Origin of the sequence: Vreelandella hamiltonii (genome assembly GCF_014651795.1) — a bacterium.
Classification (GTDB): domain Bacteria; phylum Pseudomonadota; class Gammaproteobacteria; order Pseudomonadales; family Halomonadaceae; genus Vreelandella; species Vreelandella hamiltonii.
This window is the reverse complement of the sequence record NZ_BMXO01000006.1, coordinates 65,683-86,062: the sequence shown is the minus strand read 5'-3', so window position 1 is coordinate 86,062 and position 20,380 is coordinate 65,683. Positions and strand designations below refer to the sequence as shown.

The 20,380-nt window shown below is 59.6% G+C and carries 14 protein-coding genes; 11 read left to right on the top strand and 3 right to left on the bottom strand.

Features of this window, described 5'->3' with window-relative positions; all coding sequences use genetic code 11:
• Position 1: 1 nt before the first annotated feature.
• Positions 2–316, bottom strand: coding sequence for a hypothetical protein (locus tag IE061_RS08165; RefSeq protein ID WP_039183225.1), 315 nt, complete (start codon positions 314–316; stop codon positions 2–4).
• 156 nt (positions 317–472) lie between these two features.
• Here IE061_RS08165 and IE061_RS08160 point away from each other — a divergent pair, with 156 nt between their 5' ends.
• From IE061_RS08160 to IE061_RS08110, 11 genes are all read left to right on the top strand, one after another.
• Positions 473–937: a YchJ family protein gene (locus IE061_RS08160; RefSeq protein WP_039183222.1), complete on the top strand. Its 465-nt coding sequence runs from the start codon at positions 473–475 to the stop codon at positions 935–937.
• Positions 938–962: 25 nt separating this feature from the next.
• Positions 963–1,991, top strand: a complete 1,029-nt coding sequence (locus IE061_RS08155) for a Bug family tripartite tricarboxylate transporter substrate binding protein (RefSeq protein WP_096921612.1) — start codon at positions 963–965, stop codon at positions 1,989–1,991.
• A 30-nt stretch (positions 1,992–2,021) separates the two neighbouring features.
• Positions 2,022–5,507: a bifunctional diguanylate cyclase/phosphodiesterase gene (locus IE061_RS08150; protein WP_193461387.1), complete on the top strand. Its 3,486-nt coding sequence runs from the start codon at positions 2,022–2,024 to the stop codon at positions 5,505–5,507.
• Between the two features lie 9 nt (positions 5,508–5,516).
• Positions 5,517–5,804, top strand: a complete 288-nt coding sequence (locus IE061_RS08145; protein ID WP_039183214.1) for a GIY-YIG nuclease family protein — start codon at positions 5,517–5,519, stop codon at positions 5,802–5,804.
• Between the two features lie 25 nt (positions 5,805–5,829).
• Entirely contained in the window at positions 5,830–6,864 is a 1,035-nt protein-coding gene (locus IE061_RS08140) for a histone deacetylase family protein (protein ID WP_193461386.1), read from the top strand.
• Between the two features lie 64 nt (positions 6,865–6,928).
• Complete coding sequence (locus tag IE061_RS18050; RefSeq protein WP_039183209.1) at positions 6,929–7,357, top strand: hypothetical protein; 429 nt, start codon at positions 6,929–6,931, stop codon at positions 7,355–7,357.
• Positions 7,358–7,389: 32 nt separating this feature from the next.
• A complete protein-coding gene (locus tag IE061_RS08130) occupies positions 7,390–9,069 on the top strand; it encodes a VRR-NUC domain-containing protein (RefSeq protein WP_193461385.1) in 1,680 nt (559 codons plus the stop codon).
• Positions 9,066–11,333: an ATP-dependent DNA helicase gene (locus tag IE061_RS08125; RefSeq protein WP_193461384.1), complete on the top strand. Its 2,268-nt coding sequence runs from the start codon at positions 9,066–9,068 to the stop codon at positions 11,331–11,333. The genes IE061_RS08130 and IE061_RS08125 overlap by 4 nt, the downstream gene beginning before the upstream one ends.
• Before the next feature lie 48 nt (positions 11,334–11,381).
• Positions 11,382–12,161: a sulfite exporter TauE/SafE family protein gene (locus IE061_RS08120; RefSeq protein ID WP_144984347.1), complete on the top strand. Its 780-nt coding sequence runs from the start codon at positions 11,382–11,384 to the stop codon at positions 12,159–12,161.
• Between the two features lie 28 nt (positions 12,162–12,189).
• Positions 12,190–13,917, top strand: coding sequence for an ExeM/NucH family extracellular endonuclease (locus tag IE061_RS08115; RefSeq protein ID WP_193461383.1), 1,728 nt, complete (start codon positions 12,190–12,192; stop codon positions 13,915–13,917).
• A gap of 295 nt (positions 13,918–14,212) precedes the next feature.
• Positions 14,213–15,619 carry a site-specific integrase gene (locus IE061_RS08110; RefSeq protein WP_193461382.1) on the top strand — a complete coding sequence of 469 codons (1,407 nt, stop codon included), beginning with the start codon at positions 14,213–14,215 and terminating at the stop codon, positions 15,617–15,619.
• Here IE061_RS08110 and IE061_RS08105 read toward each other — a convergent pair.
• Both IE061_RS08105 and IE061_RS08100 read right to left on the bottom strand, forming a co-directional pair.
• The gene (locus IE061_RS08105; protein WP_193461381.1) at positions 15,594–18,416 is read right to left on the bottom strand and encodes a BPTD_3080 family restriction endonuclease; all 2,823 of its coding nucleotides are present in this window, start codon (positions 18,414–18,416) and stop codon (positions 15,594–15,596) included. The genes IE061_RS08110 and IE061_RS08105 overlap by 26 nt on opposite strands.
• Positions 18,413–20,377, bottom strand: a complete 1,965-nt coding sequence (locus IE061_RS08100; RefSeq protein WP_193461380.1) for an ATP-binding protein — start codon at positions 20,375–20,377, stop codon at positions 18,413–18,415. The genes IE061_RS08105 and IE061_RS08100 overlap by 4 nt, the downstream gene beginning before the upstream one ends.
• Positions 20,378–20,380: the final 3 nt, after the last annotated feature.

Sequence of the window (20,380 nt, the reverse complement as noted above, 5' to 3'; positions counted from 1 at the left end):
ATCAGTGCTGAGGGTAATGCTCTTCATAAAGCTCGGCTTTCGCATGGCGCATGACATCTTCGCAGGCCTGCTGGCGAGCCAGTTGGGTCAACAGCTTCTGGGTGACTTCAAAGCCTTTGCCCAGGCAGTGGTCGACTTCGTCTCGGCTAACCGTGGGCGACACGTCATAGTCGATTTTCACCGTACGCCCTTTGCCTTCCAGGCGGTCTGCCACGGCTCTAAGCCGCCACGCGATTCGCTCTTTCCAGTTTGCTGATTCTTCCGCGCCTTCGTTTACGCTAAACGTGCACTGCCATTCCGGTCTGTAAACCTTCATAGGAGAACCTCCACTGCGTTTGGAAAGAATGATCGATCGTGTTGTCGTACTCCGTCTGTCTGAAGATCTTGCTCTGCTACTATACCTGACTCGGGCCCTATTACCGAAACAAAACGTCTACAGCCTTTATTCATTGCACAAGCCAGAGTCACCGTTATGACCCACCCCATGCCGGAAAGTTGCCCCTGTGGCAGCACGTTGCCACTGGCAGCCTGCTGCCAGCCGTTTCATCAGGGCCAGGCCGTTCCAGAAACCCCGGAAGCCCTGATGCGTTCACGATACACCGCCTTTGCGTTGAATGAGCGTGACTATTTGCTGGCCACCTGGCACGCCACCACGCGCCCAGCCACACTGCCACCCGACCCCACGACACAGTGGCAATCGCTGGTCATCGTGTCGGCACCGCAGCCTTCCCGCGATGAAGGGCACGTGCACTTCAAGGCAACGTTCAGGGAATCAGGCCGTTGGCATGTGCTGGAAGAAGCATCGCGGTTCGTATGGGAAGAGCAGCGGTGGTGGTACGTCGATGGAAAGCCCACCGTGATACGCCTGAAGCCGGGCCGTAACGATGCCTGCCCTTGTGGAAGCGGACGCAAATTCAAGGTATGTTGCCAGCTATAAGACTAAGTAGCATGAGGCACCCCCGATGAACGCGAAGCAAACCGAACGGCGATGGCAGCGTGGTTTATGGTCTTCATCGAGTGGCTGGGGGGCCATCGTGCTGTTGGGGTGGCTAAGCCTTTTCGTGGGCGCCTCTGCCCATGGCCAGACGCAAGCGGAGCCTTACCCTGCCACGGACATGACGCTGGTGCTGCCCTACGGGGAAGGCGGCGCAACGGACGTCTTGTTCAGAGCCATTGCCGAGCGTGCCCAGGTTGCGCTACAGGCCCCCATCGTCGTCGTGAACATGCCCGGCAGCGGGGCCACGCTGGGGGCGCAGTTCGTCAAGGAATCCCCGCCCGATGGCTACACCGTACTGGGCAGCCATCAAACCATCGACCTCGCCTACCTGTCGGGGCTTTCCAACTTTTCGCATGAGGCATTCGCCCCCATTGCCCTGCTGACCCGCACCGTGAACATTCCGGCCACCTATGCAGGTCACTCGGTCAGCAGTGCTTCCCAGATTGCCGAAAAGGTGCGCGAACAGCCGGGCAAGCTGCTGTTCGGGGTGATTCCCAACTCAACGGACCACTTTTTTTGGCTACACTTCTTCGCGCAGGCCGGTATCGATGCCAGCGATGTACAGTTCGTCCAATATCCTGATACCGGTGCCCAGGTCGTGGCCTTGTTAGGCAGAGAGCTTGATTTTGCCATGCTCAACCTGCCGTCGGCAGGTGCCCTGTTTGCGTCGGGTGCCCTGGTGCCTCTGGGCGCTGCCAGCGAGCAGCGTCTTGCGGCGCTACCGTCCGTGCCGACGCTTCTGGAGCAGGGCATCACGCTGGTCAATACCACGGACCGCGGTTTGTTTGCTCCCTTGAACACGCCTCCTGAGCGTCTTGACGTCATTGCCACCGCCTTCCGTCAGGCGCTGGAAGCGCCTGACCTGGCACGTCGCTTGATGGACACCCACGGCTCTCTGGTGGACTTTCGCCCCCTGGAGGCCTATGGGCAGTATCTGGATGAGCAGTATCAACAGTTGGAAAGCCTGACCCAGCGGTTAGCGTTCGAGCGCTAGCCAGACCATCGACCGGAGCCACCACGTCTAATGCCCTTGAATACTCGTGATTTAGCCGCCGAGACGCTACTGCTGCTGGTCTCGGCGACGCTCCTGTGCATGGGAGCGACCAGCCTGTTGGTGGGGCTGGTGCTGCCACAAGTGGTATTCGGCCCGATGCTGGTGCCGGATGCCGCGCTGGCGACGCTGCTGATCGGCGTCAGCCTGCTGGCCACGCTGTGCCGGTGGCGCGTGCTGAGACTGGCAAGTGCCGGAGGCTTGACGGCGCTGCTGCTGTACACCTTGCTGCACAACCTGATGGCGCAGGGCGTCAGCGAATCGTGGGTCACTGGGCAACCGCGCATGACCAGTTTGGCGGCGGTGGTGTTGCTGATGATCAATGTCTGCCTATGGCGTGGTGTGGAAGGGGCGGCAAAAAAGCGCTGGTGGCGCGCGGCAGGAATAGGTTTGCTGCTGTTTGGCGGCGTGGTGGTGCTCCAGCTATGGCGTCCTCAGGCAAACCAGGCGACGCTATTTACCTCCTCGCCTCTGGCGGTGCTGGTGTTCATCGTGCTGTTGGGGGCTGCGCTGTTGGTGGCCGGCTGGCGGCAGCGTCATGAGCGGCTCAGCCCGGGCCGCTTGACTGTGGTGGTCGGGTTGGCAGGTGTGTTGGCCAGTAGTCTGGCGTGGTTGCTGCTGAGCATGCATCAGCGCTCCTCTGCCGAATTGCAGGCCAGTTACCTGCTGGATAATGTGCAGCTCAACGCCGAACAGGCCATGTCGGAACGGCTAAAGCTGATGCAGCGCATGGCTGAGCGCCTGGACGGGGTGACAGGCGTGCAGCGTGAGCGGTTGCTGGCACAAGATGCCCAGAACTATTTTCGCGATACGCTCAGCCTGCATGCCATGGCACTGAGGGAGGAGACGGGGGCGCTGCGGTGGTCGCAAGGGCGCAGGCAACGCAGTGATGGCTGGCTGCTGGAGCAGCTGGCCATGCCTGCGGTACAGGCCTGGATGAACATTCCGTTCGAACGCCCCCGGTTACTGATCCCGGACAGCCGTCAGCCCAGCCAGATATTGATGGCCGTACCCATTCCTGGCCAGCCCGAGCAGCTGCTGGCCTCGTTGCATCTGGGCGAGCTGCTGGGCAACGAGCTGCGGCTGGCGCTGGGGCCTTTTCATGTGGACGTCAGCCGGGCAGACCAACGGCTGATTCGGCTGCACCCTTCCGGGTTCACGGTCGATGATGGCGAAGCCTCCACGCTGATGCTGGCATCTCGGCATATGGGGTTGCCGGGGGGGATCAACCTCATGCTGAGCGCCTATCCCGGCCAACACTACAACTGGGCACTGTTGGGCGTGATGCCGCTGAGCGTCACGCTGGGTGGGCTGGTGATGAGCTGGCTGCTGGCGTTCAGCGTGGGGCTGATGAGGGCAAGCGTCACCCGGGCCAAAGAGCTGGCCGAAGCGCGCCACTCCCTGGCCGACAGCGAGCAGCGCTATCGTTCGCTGTTTGCGCATCACCCCGACGCCATTTTTGCCGTGGATCCCGAAGGGCGTTTCATCGAAGCGAACGCAACCTGCGGGCGTGTGACCGGCATTCCTCGGGAAGAGGTCTTGCAGCGTCACTTTGCCAACTTTATCGACCCTGACGACGTCACGCATGTGGCGCAACAGTTTCAGCAGGTGCTGGGCGGCGAAATCGCGCGCTTCGAAGTCTCGCTGCGCCACCGTGATGGCCAGCAGCGCTTGCTGGATGTGATCGGTATTCCGATCACGGTCAATGGCCGAGTCGACGGGGTGTACGGCATTGCACAGGACGTCACCGCAAGCCGCGCCCAGCAGACTCGTTTGCGCATTCTGGAGCGCAGCGTGGAAGCCAGCGTGAACGGCGTGCTGATTGCCGATGCCCGCGCACCGGATTTGCCGATCATCTACGCCAACCGTGCGTTTAGCGTGATGACCGGCTACTCGCTGGAAGACGTCATTGGTCGGAACTGTCGTTTTCTGCAAGGGCCGGAGAGCGACCCGGACATGGTGGAGGCGCTGCGCTGCGGCCTCCAGAACCAGCGAGAGACCCACGTCACGCTGTGCAATTATCGCAAGGATGGTACGCCGTTCTGGAACGACCTCTACGTCGCACCGGTGCGGGGCCAGGATGGCGGGGTGACCCATTTCGTCGGCGTTCAGCACGATATTTCCAAGCACAAGGCCTACGAAGCTCGCCTGGCCTATCATGCCACCCATGACGACCTGACTCGCTTGCCTAACCGCATGCATTTCGAAGAAGCCCTGCAGGCACAGTTTGCCCAGGCACAGCTGGAGGGGCATGCCATCAGCGTGCTGTTCGTGGATCTGGACGATTTCAAGCCGATCAACGACAGCCTGGGGCATGCCGTGGGTGATCAGGTATTGATCGAAGTAGGCCAGCGGCTGAAGGCGGCGCTGCGTCAGGAAGATACGGTGGCCCGCTTGGGCGGTGACGAGTTCGTGCTGCTGATTTCGTCGGTCAGTGACGAAAAGCAGGTGATCGACATCGTCGAGCGCCTGTTGCCCGCCTTGGCTCGCCCTTACTGCATCGATGGCCACGAGCTGTACCTGACGGCCAGTGTCGGCATCGCCATCAGTGGGCCGACCACACCCCAGCCACAAAGCTTGATTCAGCAGGCAGACATGGCGATGTACAAGGCCAAGCAGCAAGGGCGCAATGCGTATGCCTGGTTCAGTAACGACATCAACGAGCTGGCCAGTGAGCGCGTCATCCTGCGCAACGATTTGCAGGAAGCCATCGACCATCAAAACTTCGAGCTGCACTATCAGCCACTGTTCGACGGCGCGGGCAACATCGTCAGCGTAGAAGCCCTGGTACGTTGGCGGCACCCCGTGAAAGGCTATATTTCTCCGGCGCGTTTCATTCCGCTGGCCGAGGCAACGGGGCAGATCGTGCCCATCAGCGAGTGGGTCCTGCAGCGTGCCTGTACCGACATGCTGAGCCTGCAGCAAAAGGGGTTGGGAAGCCTGAAGGTGGCGGTCAATCTCTCGCCTTTGCAGTTTCATCGCGCAAGCTTTCTGGCGACGCTGCGCCAGACACTCTCATCGACCGGTCTTCCTGCCGAGCAGCTGACGCTGGAACTGACCGAAGGCATCCTGATGAACAACACCGAGGCGGCGATTGGCATTCTGCATGCGCTGCGCAGCATGCAGGTGAGCGTCGCCATTGATGACTTCGGCACCGGCTACTCGAGCTTGAGCTATCTGAAACACCTGCCCATCAGCACCATCAAGATCGATCGCAGCTTCATCAACGAGCTGATTCACAGCGATGACGATGCCGCCATCGTGCAGGGCATCATTTCCATGGCCCACCATTTGGGGCTTGGCGTGGTGGCCGAAGGGGTCGAGAATGACGCCCAGCACCAACGTTTGATGACTTACCGCTGTGACATGTTCCAGGGCTTCGGGCTGGCCAAACCCATGCCGCTGGCGGAGCTCGAAAACATCATGGTGGCATTCACGGCTTCGACCACCTCTGGCTGACGAGAAAACATGGCGTTGACCACCACGACCTGGTACCTGTATCTGCTGGAGTGTCGCCGAGGCACCTATGTGGGCATCACCAATGATTTGACGAAGCGCTACCAGGCCCACCGAACCGGCAAGGGCGCGCGCTATACCCGTGCGCACCCGCCCACGGCGCTCTTGGGGGCGCAGCCGTTTCCCGATCGCGCCACGGCCAGCCAGGCCGAGTACCGCTTGAAACAGCGCACCCCGGATCAAAAGCGCCACTGGGCCCGCCAATGGCCGGTCGAAGGGTGGCACCCGGAAAGCGAGTAAACACACCATGGCAACAGGAGCCTTCATGCGTACGTTTTTTTCCGAGGATAGTCGTCTGCGTCAGGCGCGCAGTGAACTGCACGATGGCACGCTGGTCAGCCCCTTCGAGTGCCCGGAGCGCATGGATCTCGTGCTGGCGGCGCTGGCGCAGGCCAATATCGAGGTGCAGGCACCGCCGGCCTATGGGCTCGACCCCGTGCTGGCGGTGCACGATGCAGACTACGTGGCGTTCCTGGAAGGCTGCTGGCAGGCATGGCAGGCCGCCGGTCATGAAGGCGAGGCCATTCCCAATATCTGGCCAGCGCGGACCCTGCGCGGCGACCGCATACCGAGTTCGGTGAGCGGCCAGCTGGGCTACTATGCGCTGGCCGCCGAAACCTCGATCAGCGAGGGGACGTTTGCGGCGGCCATGGCCAGCAAGGACACTGCGCTGGCTGCCGTGGAGCATACGCTGGCCACCGGCGAGCCCAGCTTTGGGCTGTGCCGCCCGCCTGGCCATCATGCAGCCTTCGATCAGTTCGGTGGCTACTGCTTCTTCAACAATGCCGCCATTGCTGCCCAGCGGGCCCTGGCCAGCGGCATGCATCGCGTGGCCGTGCTGGACGTGGACTTTCATCACGGCAACGGTACCCAGCAGATTTTCTACCAGCGTGACGATGTGCTGTTCGCTTCCCTGCATGGCGACCCCGACGTGACCTTTCCCTACTTTTCCGGTTATGCCGACGAAACGGGGGAGGGCAAGGGCGAGGGCTACACGCTGAACTACCCGCTGCCGCCCGGTACGTCGGTGGCGCGGTGGATGGCGGCGTTGGACGATGCCTTGACCCGGATTGCCCAGGCCGAGTGTGAGCTGGTGGTGGTGTCGCTGGGCGTGGACATCTTCGAAGGCGACCCGATCAGCGCTTTTACCTTCCAGCACGCCGACTTTACGGCCCTTGGCCAGCGGCTGGCCCAGTGTGGTTTGCCCTGCGTCTTTTTACTGGAAGGGGGCTATGCAGTGGGAGATATCGGTGTCAATGTGGTGAATGTCTTGCAGGGCTTTGGTGCGGGTGCGAGATGACAACGGCACCAAATTCGGGCAGTCTTACGCCTTTTTAGCCTATCGATGATGGCGGGAGCGTGTCGTGGCAGTCTACGGCGGAATACAGGCACATGAAGTGGAGCGTTGGCTGAATGCCCTCACCAACGCGGCCTATGACCGACGCTGCCCGCTCTCCCAAGTGCATGGCGGCAATGCCCGTGCACGCATTGCGCGTCAGGACCTCATTTATTTGGCCACCTCGTTTCGCAGCGGTGAACGCACTCGCGACGCCGTCGCCGATGGCTTGAGCCGCTGGTGCCAGCACTACCTCAGCGAAGCGGAGTGGTACGTGCTGGTGGGCGGTCGCAAGCCGCCCTCCTCGAACGTTACCAGCACTGCACCTCTCGCGGGTCAGCCCCGTGATGCCCTGACCGGTAGCGAGCCTGCCGCCCCTTCCATAGATGATGCCTCCTTGGAAGATCCCTTCGTGGACGACGCGCTAGACGCGCTTTATCAACACCGGGTGGGTTAACCCACGCCATCCAGCGCTGTTACAATGGATGCATGAACAGTGCTCATGCCGTTTCGGCCACCGCCTCCCTCGATGACCCTTTTTACTACTTGGCGAATTTCCGCTTCGTGGTCGATTGGGTGCAGTCGCGTCACGGCGATTTGCTGAGTGCCGAGGAGCATCACGCCCTCCAGCAATGGTCACAGCTGCCGCGCGCTGCTCAAGCGCTGCTGGTACGCATGGTGATGCGCAAAGGCGAGCTGTTCCGCATCGATAAGCTCAGCTACCCCGAGATTGGCGACACCCGGCAGGCACTGGCCCCGCTACTGGCCCAGGGGTGGGTCGACGAGACGCCGTTGTTGAGCATCGAGGCGCTATTTCGGCTGCTGCGCCTCAGCGAGCTGCGCGACGCCCTGCAACCGACGATCCTTGAGCTGGGCATCGCCCCCAGGGCGACCAAACGCGAACTTCAGGCGGCACTGACACCAGAGCTTGCCGAGGCACGCCCGCTGCAGCAGTGGTGGCCAGAGGCCGCCACGAACATCGTGCGCCTCGACATCATGGCGCTATGCGACCGCCTGCGGCTGATGTTCTTTGGCAACCTGCGCCAGGACTGGGCCGAATTCGTGCTCACCGAGCTTGGCTTGCAGCGTTTCGAACAGCTTCCGCTCTCTTCGGATTCGCGTGCATTTCAGCGCCGCGAAGAGGTCGATACCTATCTCACGCTGCACCGCCTGCGCGAGCGCCTGGAGAGCGGCGAGGCGCCGGGAGTGATCGCCACTGACGTGCCCGCTGCCTTCGGCAACCGCTGGCTGGACGCCCGCCGCTCGCGGCTGCTGTTGACCCTGGGGCACACGGCAGAGCGCAGCGGTGAGGCGGCCCTGGCCCTGGCGCTATATGCCGAGTCCAGCAACAGAGAAGCGCGCATTCGTCGGCTGCGAGTGCTGGAGCGCCTGGGCCGCTATCAGGAGGCTTACGCGCTTGCCGAGGCGTCGCTCGATCAGGCCGGCGAGAGCGAAGCCCAGGCGCTGGGACGCCTGCTGCCACGCCTGACGCGCAAGTTGAATTTGCCCGCCCCACCGGCCGCCAAAGCCGTCGATGCCCCCACTTACGTGCTGGAGCTGCCCGGGCCGCAGCCGGTGGAGCGCGCCGTTGCCGAGCACTTATCCACCGCCCGTGCGCCGGTCTTCTATGTGGAAAACTGCCTGATCACGGGGCTGTTCGGCCTGCTGCTCTGGCCAGTCATTTTCAAGCCGCTGCCGGGAGCGTTCTTTCACCCGTTCCACAGCGGGCCTGCGGACCTCTATCGCGAAGACTTCGTGGGCCAGCGCCAGGCAGAGATCGACGCCTGCCTGGCGCAGCTGGAGGATGGCCGCTACCGCGCGACGATTCTGGCCACCTGGCAGGACAAGCAGGGGCTTGCTTCCCCCTTCGTGCATTGGGGAGTGCTGAGCGAACCGCTGGTCACCATGGCGCTTGACTGCCTGCCCGCTGCGCACCTGCGCGGCTGTTTTACCCGCCTGCTGGGGGATCTCAAGCACAATCGCGCAGGCCTGCCGGACCTCATTCAGCTGATGCCGGAAGCAGCAGATGGCGAGCCGCGCTATCGGATGATCGAGGTCAAAGGGCCGGGGGATCGTCTGCAGGATAACCAGCGTCGCTGGATCGACTTCTTCTGCCGCCAGGGGATTCCCGTCGAGGTTTGCCACGTGCGCTGGCAGCCCGACCCATGAGCCGCTATCGCGTGGCGGTGCGTACCCTGTGTGACTTCACCGCCCGCCAGGGTGACCTGGACCACCGCTTTACGCCCGCACCCAGTGCTCAGGAGGGCATCGAGGGGCACGCTCTGGTGGCCAGGCGGCGGGAAAAGATCCCCAGTTATCTCGCCGAACTGCCGCTCTCCGGTGAGTATCAGGGGCTGCGCGTGTCTGGCCGCGCCGATGGTTTCGATGTGGCGGGCAACTGTGTCGAAGAGGTCAAGACCCATCGCGGTAGCCTGGCGCGCATGGCGGATAACCAAAGGGCGCTGCACTGGGCGCAGGTGAAAGTGTACGGCGCGCTGCTCTGTGCCGAACGGGGCCTTGCGCATATCACGCTGGCGCTGGTGTACCTGGAGATTGCCAGCGGTCAGGAAACCCGGCTGACCTGCGAGGCAAGCGCCGATGAGCTGGAAACGTTTTTTGCCCACCAGTGCCAGCGCTTCCTGGCCTGGGCCGACCAGGAGGCGGCCCACCGCGAGCGCCGCGATGCATGGCTCGCCACGCTGAGCTTTCCCCATGCGGATTTCCGACCCGGCCAGCGGGCACTGGCCGAGGATGTCTTCAAGGCGGCCAGCACCGGCCGCTGCCTGCTGGCCCAGGCGCCCACCGGTATCGGCAAGACCCTGGGCACGCTGTTTCCCATGCTCTCCGCGATGCCCCGCCAGCGGCTCGACCGCATCGCCTTTCTGACCATGAAAACCCCCGGCCGCCGCCTGGCGCTGGATGCCCTCACCAGCCTGCAGGCCCCCGCACAGCCGCTGCGGGTGCTGGAGCTGGTGGCGCGTGACAAGGCCTGCGAGCACCCCGGTACGGCGTGCCAGGGCGATGCCTGCCCGCTGGCAAAAGGCTTTTACGATCGCCTGCCCGCGGCCCGTCAGGCGGCGGTGGAACATGGCTGGCTAGACCGCGAGGCTCTGCGCGAGGTGGCGCTGGCGCATCAGGTGTGCCCTTACTATCTGGGCCAGGAGTTGGCCCGCTGGGCCGATGTGGCCGTGGGGGATGTCAATCACTGGTTCGATAGCCACGCGCTTTTGCACGGGCTGGCCCAGGCCAACGACTGGCGGGTGGGCCTGCTGGTGGATGAAGCCCATAATCTGGTCGAGCGTGCCCGTGGCATGTATAGCGCTGCGCTCTCCCAGCAGCGTCTGAGCTACCTGCGGCGCCACTCCCGACCGGCGCTGGCCAAGCCCTTGGCGCGCGTTGGCAGGCAGTGGCAGGCCCTCAACAAGGCGGTGCAAGACCAGGCGCCGGAGCGTCGTTATCACCTGCTGGATGCGCTACCCACCAAATTGTTGGGTGCACTGCATACCTTGGCCGGGGCGATCACGGATTATCTGGTGGAGCATCCTGACGGGGCGAGCCAGGCGCTTCAGGAACTGCTGTTCGAGGCGCTGGCGTTCTGTCGCCTGGCAGAGCAGTTTGGCGATCATTCGCTGTGCGACCTGGACGTCGCGGGGAAGGGCAGTGCCGTCCTCGGCCTGCGTAACGTGATCCCGGCGGATTTTCTTGGCCCGCGCTTCAAGCGTGCCCACTGCACGGTGCTGTTCTCCGCCACGCTGTCGCCCTTTCACTACTATCGTGACCTGCTGGGGTTGCCGGAGCACAGCGTCTGGCGCGAGGTGGCGTCTCCCTTCGTGGCGCAGCAGCTGGAAGTGCAGCTGCGCACGGATATCTCCACCCGTTACCATCACCGCGGGGCCTCGGTGGCACCCATCGTGGCTACCCTGGCGGCGCAGTACCAGCGCCACCCGGGGCATTACCTGGCGTTTTTCAGCAGCTTTGCCTACCTGGAACAGGTGCTGGCTGCGTTTGCCCAGGCCCACCCGGACATTCCCGTGTTTGCCCAGACGCGCAGCATGCAGGAGGCCGAGCGCGACGCTTTTCTGGCACGTTTTACGCCTGGCGGCTGCGGCATCGGTTTTGCAGTGCTGGGGGGCGCCTTCGCGGAGGGGATCGACCTGCCCGGCGAGCGGTTGATCGGTGCCTTTGTGGCCACGCTGGGCTTGCCGCCCTTCAACGACTTCAACGAAGCGCTGAAGGCTCGGTTACAGGCGCGCTTTGGGCGCGGAGACGACTACACCTACCGTGTGCCGGGCATGGTCAAGGTCGTGCAGGCGGCGGGCCGGGTGATCCGTGGCCCCGAGGACCGTGGGGTTGTGGTATTAATGGATGACCGCTTTTCCCAGGCGCGTATACGGGCGCTGCTGCCACGCTGGTGGCAGTTGGATACCCCTTGATGCTGAGTCACGTCCCCTAACCCATAACCACAAGGACCGCATTGCACCATGGCCGATCTACTCTGGTACCAGTACGTACTCATTGGGCTGATCTTTGCCTGGAGTGGCTTCGTGCGCACCAGTTTGGGCTTTGGTGGCGCCGTGCTGGCGCTGCCGTTCTTGCTGCTGGTCAGCAACGAGCCGCTGGTCTTTCTGCCCATCATTGCCATTCATCTGCTGATCTTCTCCAGCTGGATTGCCTGGAACGGGCACCGGCAGGTGCGGCAGGCGGGCAATGGAGCCGCGGTGCAAAGCAATATCGATTGGGGGTATCTGGTCAAGGCGCTGAAGATCATGATCATCCCCAAGCTGGTCGGGGTGGTGGGCCTGCTGACCCTGCCCAACCATGTCATGACCAGCATCATCTTTGGCATCGTGATCATCTACGCCATTGGCTATGTCTTGAACAAGCCGTTCCAAAGCAAGCACCGCTATGTGGATTACCTGCTGCTGGGGCTGGGCGGCTATGTCAGCGGCACCTCGCTGATTGGCGCGCCGCTGATCGTGGCGGTGTTTGCCGCCCATGTGGCCAAGGAGCAGCTGCGCGATACCATGTTCGTGCTGTGGTTCATCCTCGTGGTCATCAAGATGGTGTCGTTCGTGGTGGCGGGGGTCGACCTGCAGCTGGTGCATCAGCTATGGCTGTTGCCGTGCGCTTTCATTGGCCACCTGCTGGGCGAAAAGGCGCACCGTTACCTGCTCCATGCCGATACCGGGCTGTTCTTTCGGGTGCTGGGGGCGGTGCTGATTCTGGTCAGTGTGGTGGGCTTGCTGAGCATGCCAGGCTGAATAACCTTTCAAGAGGAGCGGTGGTCGCATGAGATTCATCGACGCGCTGGCCAACCTGCAACGCGCAGGCCAGCTGCACAGGTCCCTTCGGCGAGCGACCCACGGCATCGTGTGGCTCGTGCTGCCGCTGGCGCTGCCTGCCATGGCCAGCTGCCCGGCAGCGTCCAACACGGACCTGGCGCACATCAAAGGCATTGGCGAGCAGTCTGCCCTCGCCGAAGGCCAGCGTGTGACCATCGATGGCGTCGTGACCGGGGAGTTTCTGGGGCGCGAGCGCCTCAGCGGGTTCTACCTGCAGCAAACCACCGAGCAGGGCCCGGTAGGCATATTCGTGTATGCGCCGGGGCTGGCCGAGCACAAGGCCACGCAGGTAGTGGCGGGCCAGCATCTGCAGCTACAGGCGCGTACAGGAAGCTTTCGCGGCAACCCTCAGCTGCAGCGCGTCACTCGGCTGGTGACCTGTGACAGCGCAGGCGAGCTGCCCGAACCCATTGCGTTATCCTGGCCCCAGGACGCGGCCTCGCTGGACGCCATGGAAGCGCTATTGGTCACTTTCCCTGAGCCGCTGACGGTCACCGATAACCATGATCTGGGCCGTTACGGCACGCTGGCGCTGGCCAACGAGCGACGCTTTCGGCCGACCCATAGTGCCGCCCAGGCAGCCCCTTCGCCTGCGCCACTGCTGCTGGACGATGGCAGCTACCACACGAACCCCGACCCCGTGCCCTATTTGAACGAGCAGGGCACCCGCCGCGTAGGTAGCACCCTCGACGGGCTGACCGGGGTGCTCACCCACGCCTTTGGCGACTACCGTTTGCACCCCACGCAAGCGGTCACGTTCACCGACAGCAACCCCCGCCCCGGCCCGCTGGAAGCACCGGGTGATGCCCTGAGGGTAGCTACCTTCAACGTCGAGAACTACTTCGTCACCCTGGGGGAGCGTGGTGCCGCCAATGCGCCCGCGCTGGAGCGCCAGCGCGGCAAGCTGGCAGCGGCCATCGCGGGGCTGGAGGCGGATATTCTGGCGCTGATCGAAATAGAGAACCGCCCCGACGCGTTGACCGATCTGGTCGAGCAGTTGCACCAGCGCACGGGGATTCGCTACCAGCCGGTGGGCGAGCCCGAGCGCCATGGAACGGACGCCATTCGGGTGGCGTTGCTCTATCGGCCGGACCGAGTGGAGGCCTTGGGAGCCCTGCATATCGACCGTGACGATGCCCACGACCGACCGCCGCTGGCCGGCTTCTTCCGCAGTGTGCGAGGAGGGCCAGAGGTAGGGGTGGTGACCGCGCACTTCAAGGCCAAATCCGGCTGCCCTGCGCAGGGGGATATCGACCGTGGCCAAGGCTGCTGGAACGAACGACGTGTTGCCCAGGCGCAGGCCACCCAGCGCTTTCTGGACACCTTGCGCGAGGAAGTAGGCCATGAGCGTTTGCTGCTACTGGGGGACCTCAATGCCTACGGTGCCGAAGACCCGATCCGCACTTTGGTACATGCAGGCATGACCGACCTGATCGCGCGTCATCTCCCCGCCGAGCGCCGTTACACCTATGTGTTTCGCGGTGAGTCCGGGTATCTCGACCACGCCCTGGCCAGCGCTGAACTGGCCGAGGCCGTGCAGCAGGTGCATACCTGGCCCATCAACGCCGACGAGCCGCGCTTTTTGAGCTACGACCAACAGCCGGACGACACCCCGCCCAGCCCGTTTCGCTCGTCAGACCACGACCCCATCGCGGTGGACCTGGTATGGCCATGAAACGTGGTGGGCGCTGATGAGGGGCGCAAAAACAAAAACGGCCACTTGCTCTAAGAGCTAAGTGGCCGTTTTCGTTGAATTCTTGGTCGGAATAGCAGGATTCGAACCTACGACCTCTGCCTCCCGAAGGAGATTTAGGGAGTTGATTGGGTAATAAGCTATCTCTTTGGATTGCGAGGTTAGTTCATTTATTTCAAAGAGTTACTCCTGTTTTGCCTTGTCATCTTTTTGCTGAGCCATATGGGTAATTTCCAACCTCTGGAACCTATTTGGAACCTAGAAAAAGGTGACCTTAATGGCTAAAACAACCGCTAGCTTGACGACCCGTACATTGGATCGCTTGACCAAAACATTGCCTGATGGCCACGAGGTGTGGGATGCCGCTTTAGGTGGTTACCACGTCCGCTCAGGTAAGCGTGGTCTTGCCTGTCGACTGTCTTACTACAACACGCTCGGTCAACGTCGTGTGCTGACGCTTGGCCGCTATGGTGAGATTACCGCGGAAGAAGCCCGCCAGATGGCAAAGGAATCATTGGCTGACATTGCCCAGGGTAAAGATCCCCGTGCCGTTGCTGAACAGGCTAAATTCGATCATCAGCTCCAAGCACAGCAAACGATTCGTTCTTATTTGGATGGCCCCTACAAAGCTTATCAAAGCCGAAAGAAGGGTGGCCAAGCTACCTTGAGCAGGCTTCATAAAGCCTTTGCGGACTGGCTTGATAGGCCTATGGGTAGCATTACACGTGCGGATGTTGAGCGTTGGCAGGCAGCACAAGAGGCCATGAAACCTTCTAGGCCCAATAGCAAAGCAGCTAACAAGCCACGCGCCTTCTCTACCATGAAGCGTGACTTCGGGGCGTTACACACCTTGCTCGCTCATGCCGCTGAGCGAAAAGTCATCTCTACCAATCCACTCAAGGGTATCAAGCTCCAGAAACCGGCTATGACAGAAGAGGAGCTAGCATCGGTGGGTAATGAGCGGCGGTACCTTGAGCCAGAAGAAGTACAGGCACTTTTTCTAGGCTTGGAGCTGTATCAAGAGGAAAGGCGGAAGCAGCGACGTAATAGTCGAGCGCACGGTAAGGCCTTTCTTCCAGACTTGGATCAGCTGGCATACGTCGATCACGTGAAGCCGTGGATTCTATTCATGTACTACACAGGCTTTCGTCCAGGGGACATAGCTGGGCTCTGCTGGGAGCACGTCAATTTACCCTTCAAAACTGTCCGAAAGACCATCGAGAAGACAGCACACCACCACCCTGAACCACAAACTTTCCCACTATCGAGCTCAGTCGTTGAGGTGTTGACGACTTGGCACAATCAGCAAGGAAAGCCTAAAACAGGACTGGTATTTCCTAACCCCTTAACAGGAAAGCGTTTTGATAGAACCGCGATGCAAAAGCCATGGGCGAAGGTCAGAGCGTTCGCCAAGTTACCTAACGACTTGGTGCTCTACACCCTTCGCCATAATTTTGCATCGCAGTTGGTCATGGCTGGAGCCGACCTGCTAGCGGTCTCTAAGCTGATGGCTCACAGTGATATCCAGACGACGATTCAGCACTATGCCCACCTGAGGCCCGACCATACCCGCGACATTGTGGAAGCATTTGCTGCCTCTCTGGCCAACTCACAGGAACACCTGACGCATAGGCTACCCCGTGAGCGGCCAAGTGCTACTAACCAGACAACGCTTGCTCGATAACATCGCGGGTTTTCGATGGATCATAAACAGTGCTGAATGCCCAGTGGCCAAAGCCTCCTTGAGTGTTGACGGCGGTTATCCAGTTATTCATGGCAGCTCGCTTCGCAGCGTTTTGCGAGCTGTCCTGACCTTTGACCTCAAGCACCAGAGTCTTGCCGTTGCTGAAGCGTATCAAATAGTCAGGCACGAAATTTCGAGATGATCCACGCCATAGGTAGCGAAGCTTGAAGTCGAGGTGATCATTTTTAGCCCAGGCAGTAATATCTGGATGTTTTTCACAGATATCCGCCACCATTTTTTCCCACGTACTGTCGTATACCACATGGCTAATTTGGGAGCGCTGCGTGGGCGAACAAGGCTTTGTGGTTAGCCAAGGGCGCATATAGGCAGTTGAACCAATAGGCTGATGTTCGTCGTAAATCAGCTCTTGTTTTTCAACATTTTGCTCAGTGACATAGTGGCCAACATGGCCGACGACTGTATCCATGTTGAGGGCAAAGAGCAGGCGTCGCCTGATAGGATCCTGGTGCCATAGGCTAGGAATATCGATTTTGTCACTGTTCAAAAATTGCTCAACAATCCGAATAAGCTGCACGGCGAGGTACTGTTTGTCGCCACCAAATGATTCTGCATTCTGCTGGTAGAGCTTCTTCGCAGCCCTAAAAATCAAATTCTGTAGTCGGAAGTCTTGAACCGCTTTTTCCAAGGCAATCTCTGTCACCATCTCCAGGTTCGGAGACCCTGTTAAGGAGGGAGCGATATCTGCGTTCAGCGGTGTTTGCCCCGGGTCAAGCTTAAGAGAGGGCACTTCCTCCCAGTTGATGACTAACTCGGGTTTCAGAACGTTATCGATACGTTCCACATTGGGCCAACGCAGTTCTAGATGATTGCGTCCTGTTTCGACCTCTACACGAACACTGGGCTTGGGTGGAGGGGGTGGTTCACCGCCACCGCTATCATCCTGGAAGATAGAGAGCGGAACACCAAAGACGTTGACGTACTCAGGAACAAATCTTTTCTCAGCCGTCATATCATGAGACACACGACGCAGGCCGCGCCCAATGACTTGCTCGCATAACAACTGACTTGTGAAGGCCCGCAGGCCCATAATATGAGTCACGTTGGCGGCATCCCAACCTTCTGAGAGCATCGCCACAGAAATGACATTCTGGAGCTGTTGGCCTGGTTTGCCTCGCTTGCCCACCGTATCCACAAGTGCACGCAGTTGTTCCTCCTGCTTCATCGCCAACAGGTCTGCTTGTTTATCCTCGGGCAAGCCCGATGCCTTGATCACCGCTTTCAGGCGTTCTGCGTACTGTTTATCTTTTGTGATGCTTTCGCCTTTCTCTGCCTTTTCCAGCACCTTGGAATCTACCCGAAGCGTGGCCTCAGGTGCTTGGGTTCCTGAGATCAAGCAATCACCGCTATTGAAGAAGCGTTCGATGCGAGCTGCTGTCTCGGTACGGTTACATACGGTCAGCATGACGGGGGGAATAGTATGCCCAGCGGTTTGCCATTGCTGCTTGGTCTCTTGCCAATCATAAGAAAGCAGTGCATAAGCTTTTTGAACCAAATCAGGCAAGGGGGCAGTGGCTTCAGCCTTGCGATTAAGGTCTTCTTTCACCTCCTCTTCACGGTAGAGATGATAGAGCTTACTGGCATAGGTCTTGGCGTTAGGCAGTGCATCATCACGAACGACGACACGAGGTGTTTTCACCAGCCCCGCCTCAATAGCATCGTTTAGGCCAAAGTCCGAGATGATCCACTCGAAGAGACCTGATTCCGTATTGCTCTTCCCAGTAGGAGCAAAAGGTGTCGCAGAGAGGTCAAAACAGCGGCGGATACGTCGTGTTTTATGAATTCGATCCAGTCCCTCTATCCAGCGAGTGGCCTCATCCAAGTCTATACCCATTTCCTCCGCTTGCTTCTTGCTGATTTTAGCTTCGGCTGGCTTTCGGTAAGCGTGGTGGGCCTCGTCGTTGATGACGATTAGATCCCGCTCATTCGCTAGCTTACCAAGTACTCTGCGGGTAAAGGCTTCGTCACTCTCTTTGCCTTTACGCACCACAGAACGGTCCTGCTCTTTTAATGGCATCAAGGCATGCCAGTTTTCGATAACCAGTTGTACCTGGTTCAGCTGCTGCCGCATGGCTTCGTTTGGGCAAAGGTTGAACTCATCGTACACGTTTTGCAGGTGCCCTGGTTGTAACACCTGCAAGCGGCTCTTCACTGTGAGCCCAGGGGCAACAATAAACACAGCCTTGGAGTAGCGCCGGTCTTTAGGGTACTGAATGGCGTTAAGCGTCTGCCAAGTAATGATCAACGACATGACAGATGTCTTACCCGACCCCGTGGCCATCTTGTTACAGATGCGTTCCCAAGGCCCGCCATCACCATGCAGGTAAATACCTTGGCGATACTGTTCTTGAGCCTCTAACCACCAAATCAGTGTTTCGATAGCTTCAAGTTGGCAAAAATAGAAGGGGTACTGGCGTGGGCCACCTTCCCATCGGCAGCCATCCTCATCCCATTCACCACGCTCATGCCAATGCTCTAACAGTTGTCGAGTTACCGAGGTGACCCCCGGGTAGCCCGCTTCTCGCCACTCATCAACACGTTCTCGAATGCGGTTTACCTGTTCCAGGGGTTCTGAACGCGTTGTATTGCTGCGGGTATCAAAAATATCGTAAGCGGCAGGGCGGCGACCTTGCTGTAAATTTAGCTTCTTATCATCTCGCTCCCAGTAAGCCGTAGGTACATCATAAGGCGAGTTGATGATCAGCGTTGGTTGGCTCATTCGGTGATTCCTTCTACCGCGATATATTTTTGCTGGCTATGGTTAGGCGTGTCGGGATACCGCAGCGCTAGCTGTCGATTGAGCACCATAGGCTTCAGATAGCTGTGGCGTAAACTTTCACTGTTACGCTGCATCAACGTAGCAAGTTCGTATACGCTGAGGTAGCGGCCTTGGCAAAGGGTTAGCAATATGTGTTTCACCGTCGCGGTTGGTGGCTTTCTACCCCGGGCGGGGCTTGCAACCTGCCAAAGGTAGCCAGCGATATCCCTACCGAACTGTCTCTCCAGCTCAGCCAACGGCTGATCATCGTTACCAGAGGCTAGGGAGCTATCCCCGGATAATAGGGAGCTAGATTCAGATGCTAGGGAGCTGGATTCAGATGCTAGGGAGCTGGATTCGGATTCTAGGGAGCTGCTGGAATCGTCGTTCGCAGCAGTAACGGCGCCAATGCCTGCGGAGTGTGTGTGGTTGGGTTCTGCCAAGGTGTAGTACATGCCACGGCTGCGGCCGTGAGGCTCTAAAAAACCCTTATCAACGAGCCCAGCCAACATCCCTGTAATGTCGACACGATGCAGGGTCAGCATTGCTTGTAGGCGCTGGTTGGTGACCTGGTTTTCTGTAGAAGCGATGACGATGGCTTGAGCTTCATCACGAGAAAGAGCCTTGAACTCAGGGCCAAACAACTGGTGAAGCCGATCGAGCACATCTTCAGGCATCATGCTGATGAGCGGGAGTGATAGCTTGACGCGATCCGGACGAAACGTCTCGCTCAAGCTAGGTGGCTGCCAAAGATTGGCGTGCCAGCTACGGCGAATTTTATCCAATCCTGAACCAGCTTTATCGCCTACGCCTAGCCATTGGAACATCTTCTGTAGCGACTTGTTTCGGCACTCGCTCACACCTCCGGCGACCAACTGTTCTTGCGAGAGCAGCAACGTACCAGGGTTCGAAAACTCAAACGCATCCTTGAAGCGCTCAATGATGATGCCACCCTGGCCAGAGTGATCAGCATGAATCAACGCATTCACCAAGGCTTCTTTCAGAGCTTCATGGGCATCACTAGACCCACGTCGTTCTTGATTGAAAGGCACTTTCAGTGCCGGATCATGGGTCAGCTTTTGTGAGACGCGCTGATAAAACTGAAAAAGATTAGCTTCCCAGGTGCCATCGATATGCAACCGGTCACTCCAGCGAATGTTGTCGTCGTCTGCTAACCGCTCACGAAAGTCGAGCTGAAAGCCGGGGAGTACCTCGTTGTCTTGAATGGCTTCCGTTTTGCCGAACATCAACAGCCCAGCTACCGTTAAGCCAGTACTACCTGTACGACGATCCTTACGCCAACCGCCTAACTTAGTGAGCAGGCCAATATCATCTTCAGTGAGCCAAGGGTGGTCAGGTACTCGTGAAGCCACACGATTTCGGAATTGCTTAAGTGAGGCAGCATCCAGGTCGTCTAAATCGAAGTGAGCCAGAATACGACTATCCGCAGGCTCATGGTCGAGACGATCCGCAAACATTCGCTGCACTTCCGCATCGTTGCAGCGGAAATCACCTTCGTGGTTACGCCGAAAGGTGCCTTTGATGGGATCTACCCCAATATAAACGGGGCGTTCGCTTCTGGATGCACGTGGGACTTCAATCACCAGAATGGCATCACCGCCGTACGTTTCGACATTGACGTGATGCTCCTGAAGAATATTGGCACTGACTTTCTGGGCATTGTTAATCGTCACCCAGAAGTCGCCCCGTAACTTCTCTACGTCTGTTTCGCTCAGCCGAGCGGTAACAGGGCCATCATCACCTTCCTTGACGCCGAGGTAGATTGTGCCGCCTGCGGTGTTAGCAAAAGCGCTATAGGTTTCCCATAGGCTCTTGGGCAGGCCTCCTTTGGCTGCTTTGTACTCGGTATCGACCCCTTCATGGCGAGACAATACCTCGAATAAGCTAAGTTGCTGGATCATGGC

Excerpts from the sequence above, each read along its gene's own strand:
- IE061_RS08165 (WP_039183225.1), bottom strand. The coding sequence starts at position 316 with ATGAAGGTTTACAGACCGGAATGGCAGTGCACGTTTAGCGTAAACGAA.
- IE061_RS08160 (WP_039183222.1), top strand. The coding sequence starts at position 473 with ATGACCCACCCCATGCCGGAAAGTTGCCCCTGTGGCAGCACGTTGCCA.
- IE061_RS08155 (WP_096921612.1), top strand. The coding sequence starts at position 963 with ATGAACGCGAAGCAAACCGAACGGCGATGGCAGCGTGGTTTATGGTCT.
- IE061_RS08150 (WP_193461387.1), top strand. The coding sequence starts at position 2,022 with ATGCCCTTGAATACTCGTGATTTAGCCGCCGAGACGCTACTGCTGCTG.
- IE061_RS08145 (WP_039183214.1), top strand. The coding sequence starts at position 5,517 with ATGGCGTTGACCACCACGACCTGGTACCTGTATCTGCTGGAGTGTCGC.
- IE061_RS08140 (WP_193461386.1), top strand. The coding sequence starts at position 5,830 with ATGCGTACGTTTTTTTCCGAGGATAGTCGTCTGCGTCAGGCGCGCAGT.
- IE061_RS08130 (WP_193461385.1), top strand. The coding sequence starts at position 7,390 with ATGAACAGTGCTCATGCCGTTTCGGCCACCGCCTCCCTCGATGACCCT.
- IE061_RS08125 (WP_193461384.1), top strand. The coding sequence starts at position 9,066 with ATGAGCCGCTATCGCGTGGCGGTGCGTACCCTGTGTGACTTCACCGCC.
- IE061_RS08120 (WP_144984347.1), top strand. The coding sequence starts at position 11,382 with ATGGCCGATCTACTCTGGTACCAGTACGTACTCATTGGGCTGATCTTT.
- IE061_RS08115 (WP_193461383.1), top strand. The coding sequence starts at position 12,190 with ATGAGATTCATCGACGCGCTGGCCAACCTGCAACGCGCAGGCCAGCTG.
- IE061_RS08110 (WP_193461382.1), top strand. The coding sequence starts at position 14,213 with ATGGCTAAAACAACCGCTAGCTTGACGACCCGTACATTGGATCGCTTG.
- IE061_RS08105 (WP_193461381.1), bottom strand. The coding sequence starts at position 18,416 with ATGAGCCAACCAACGCTGATCATCAACTCGCCTTATGATGTACCTACG.
- IE061_RS08100 (WP_193461380.1), bottom strand. The coding sequence starts at position 20,377 with ATGATCCAGCAACTTAGCTTATTCGAGGTATTGTCTCGCCATGAAGGG.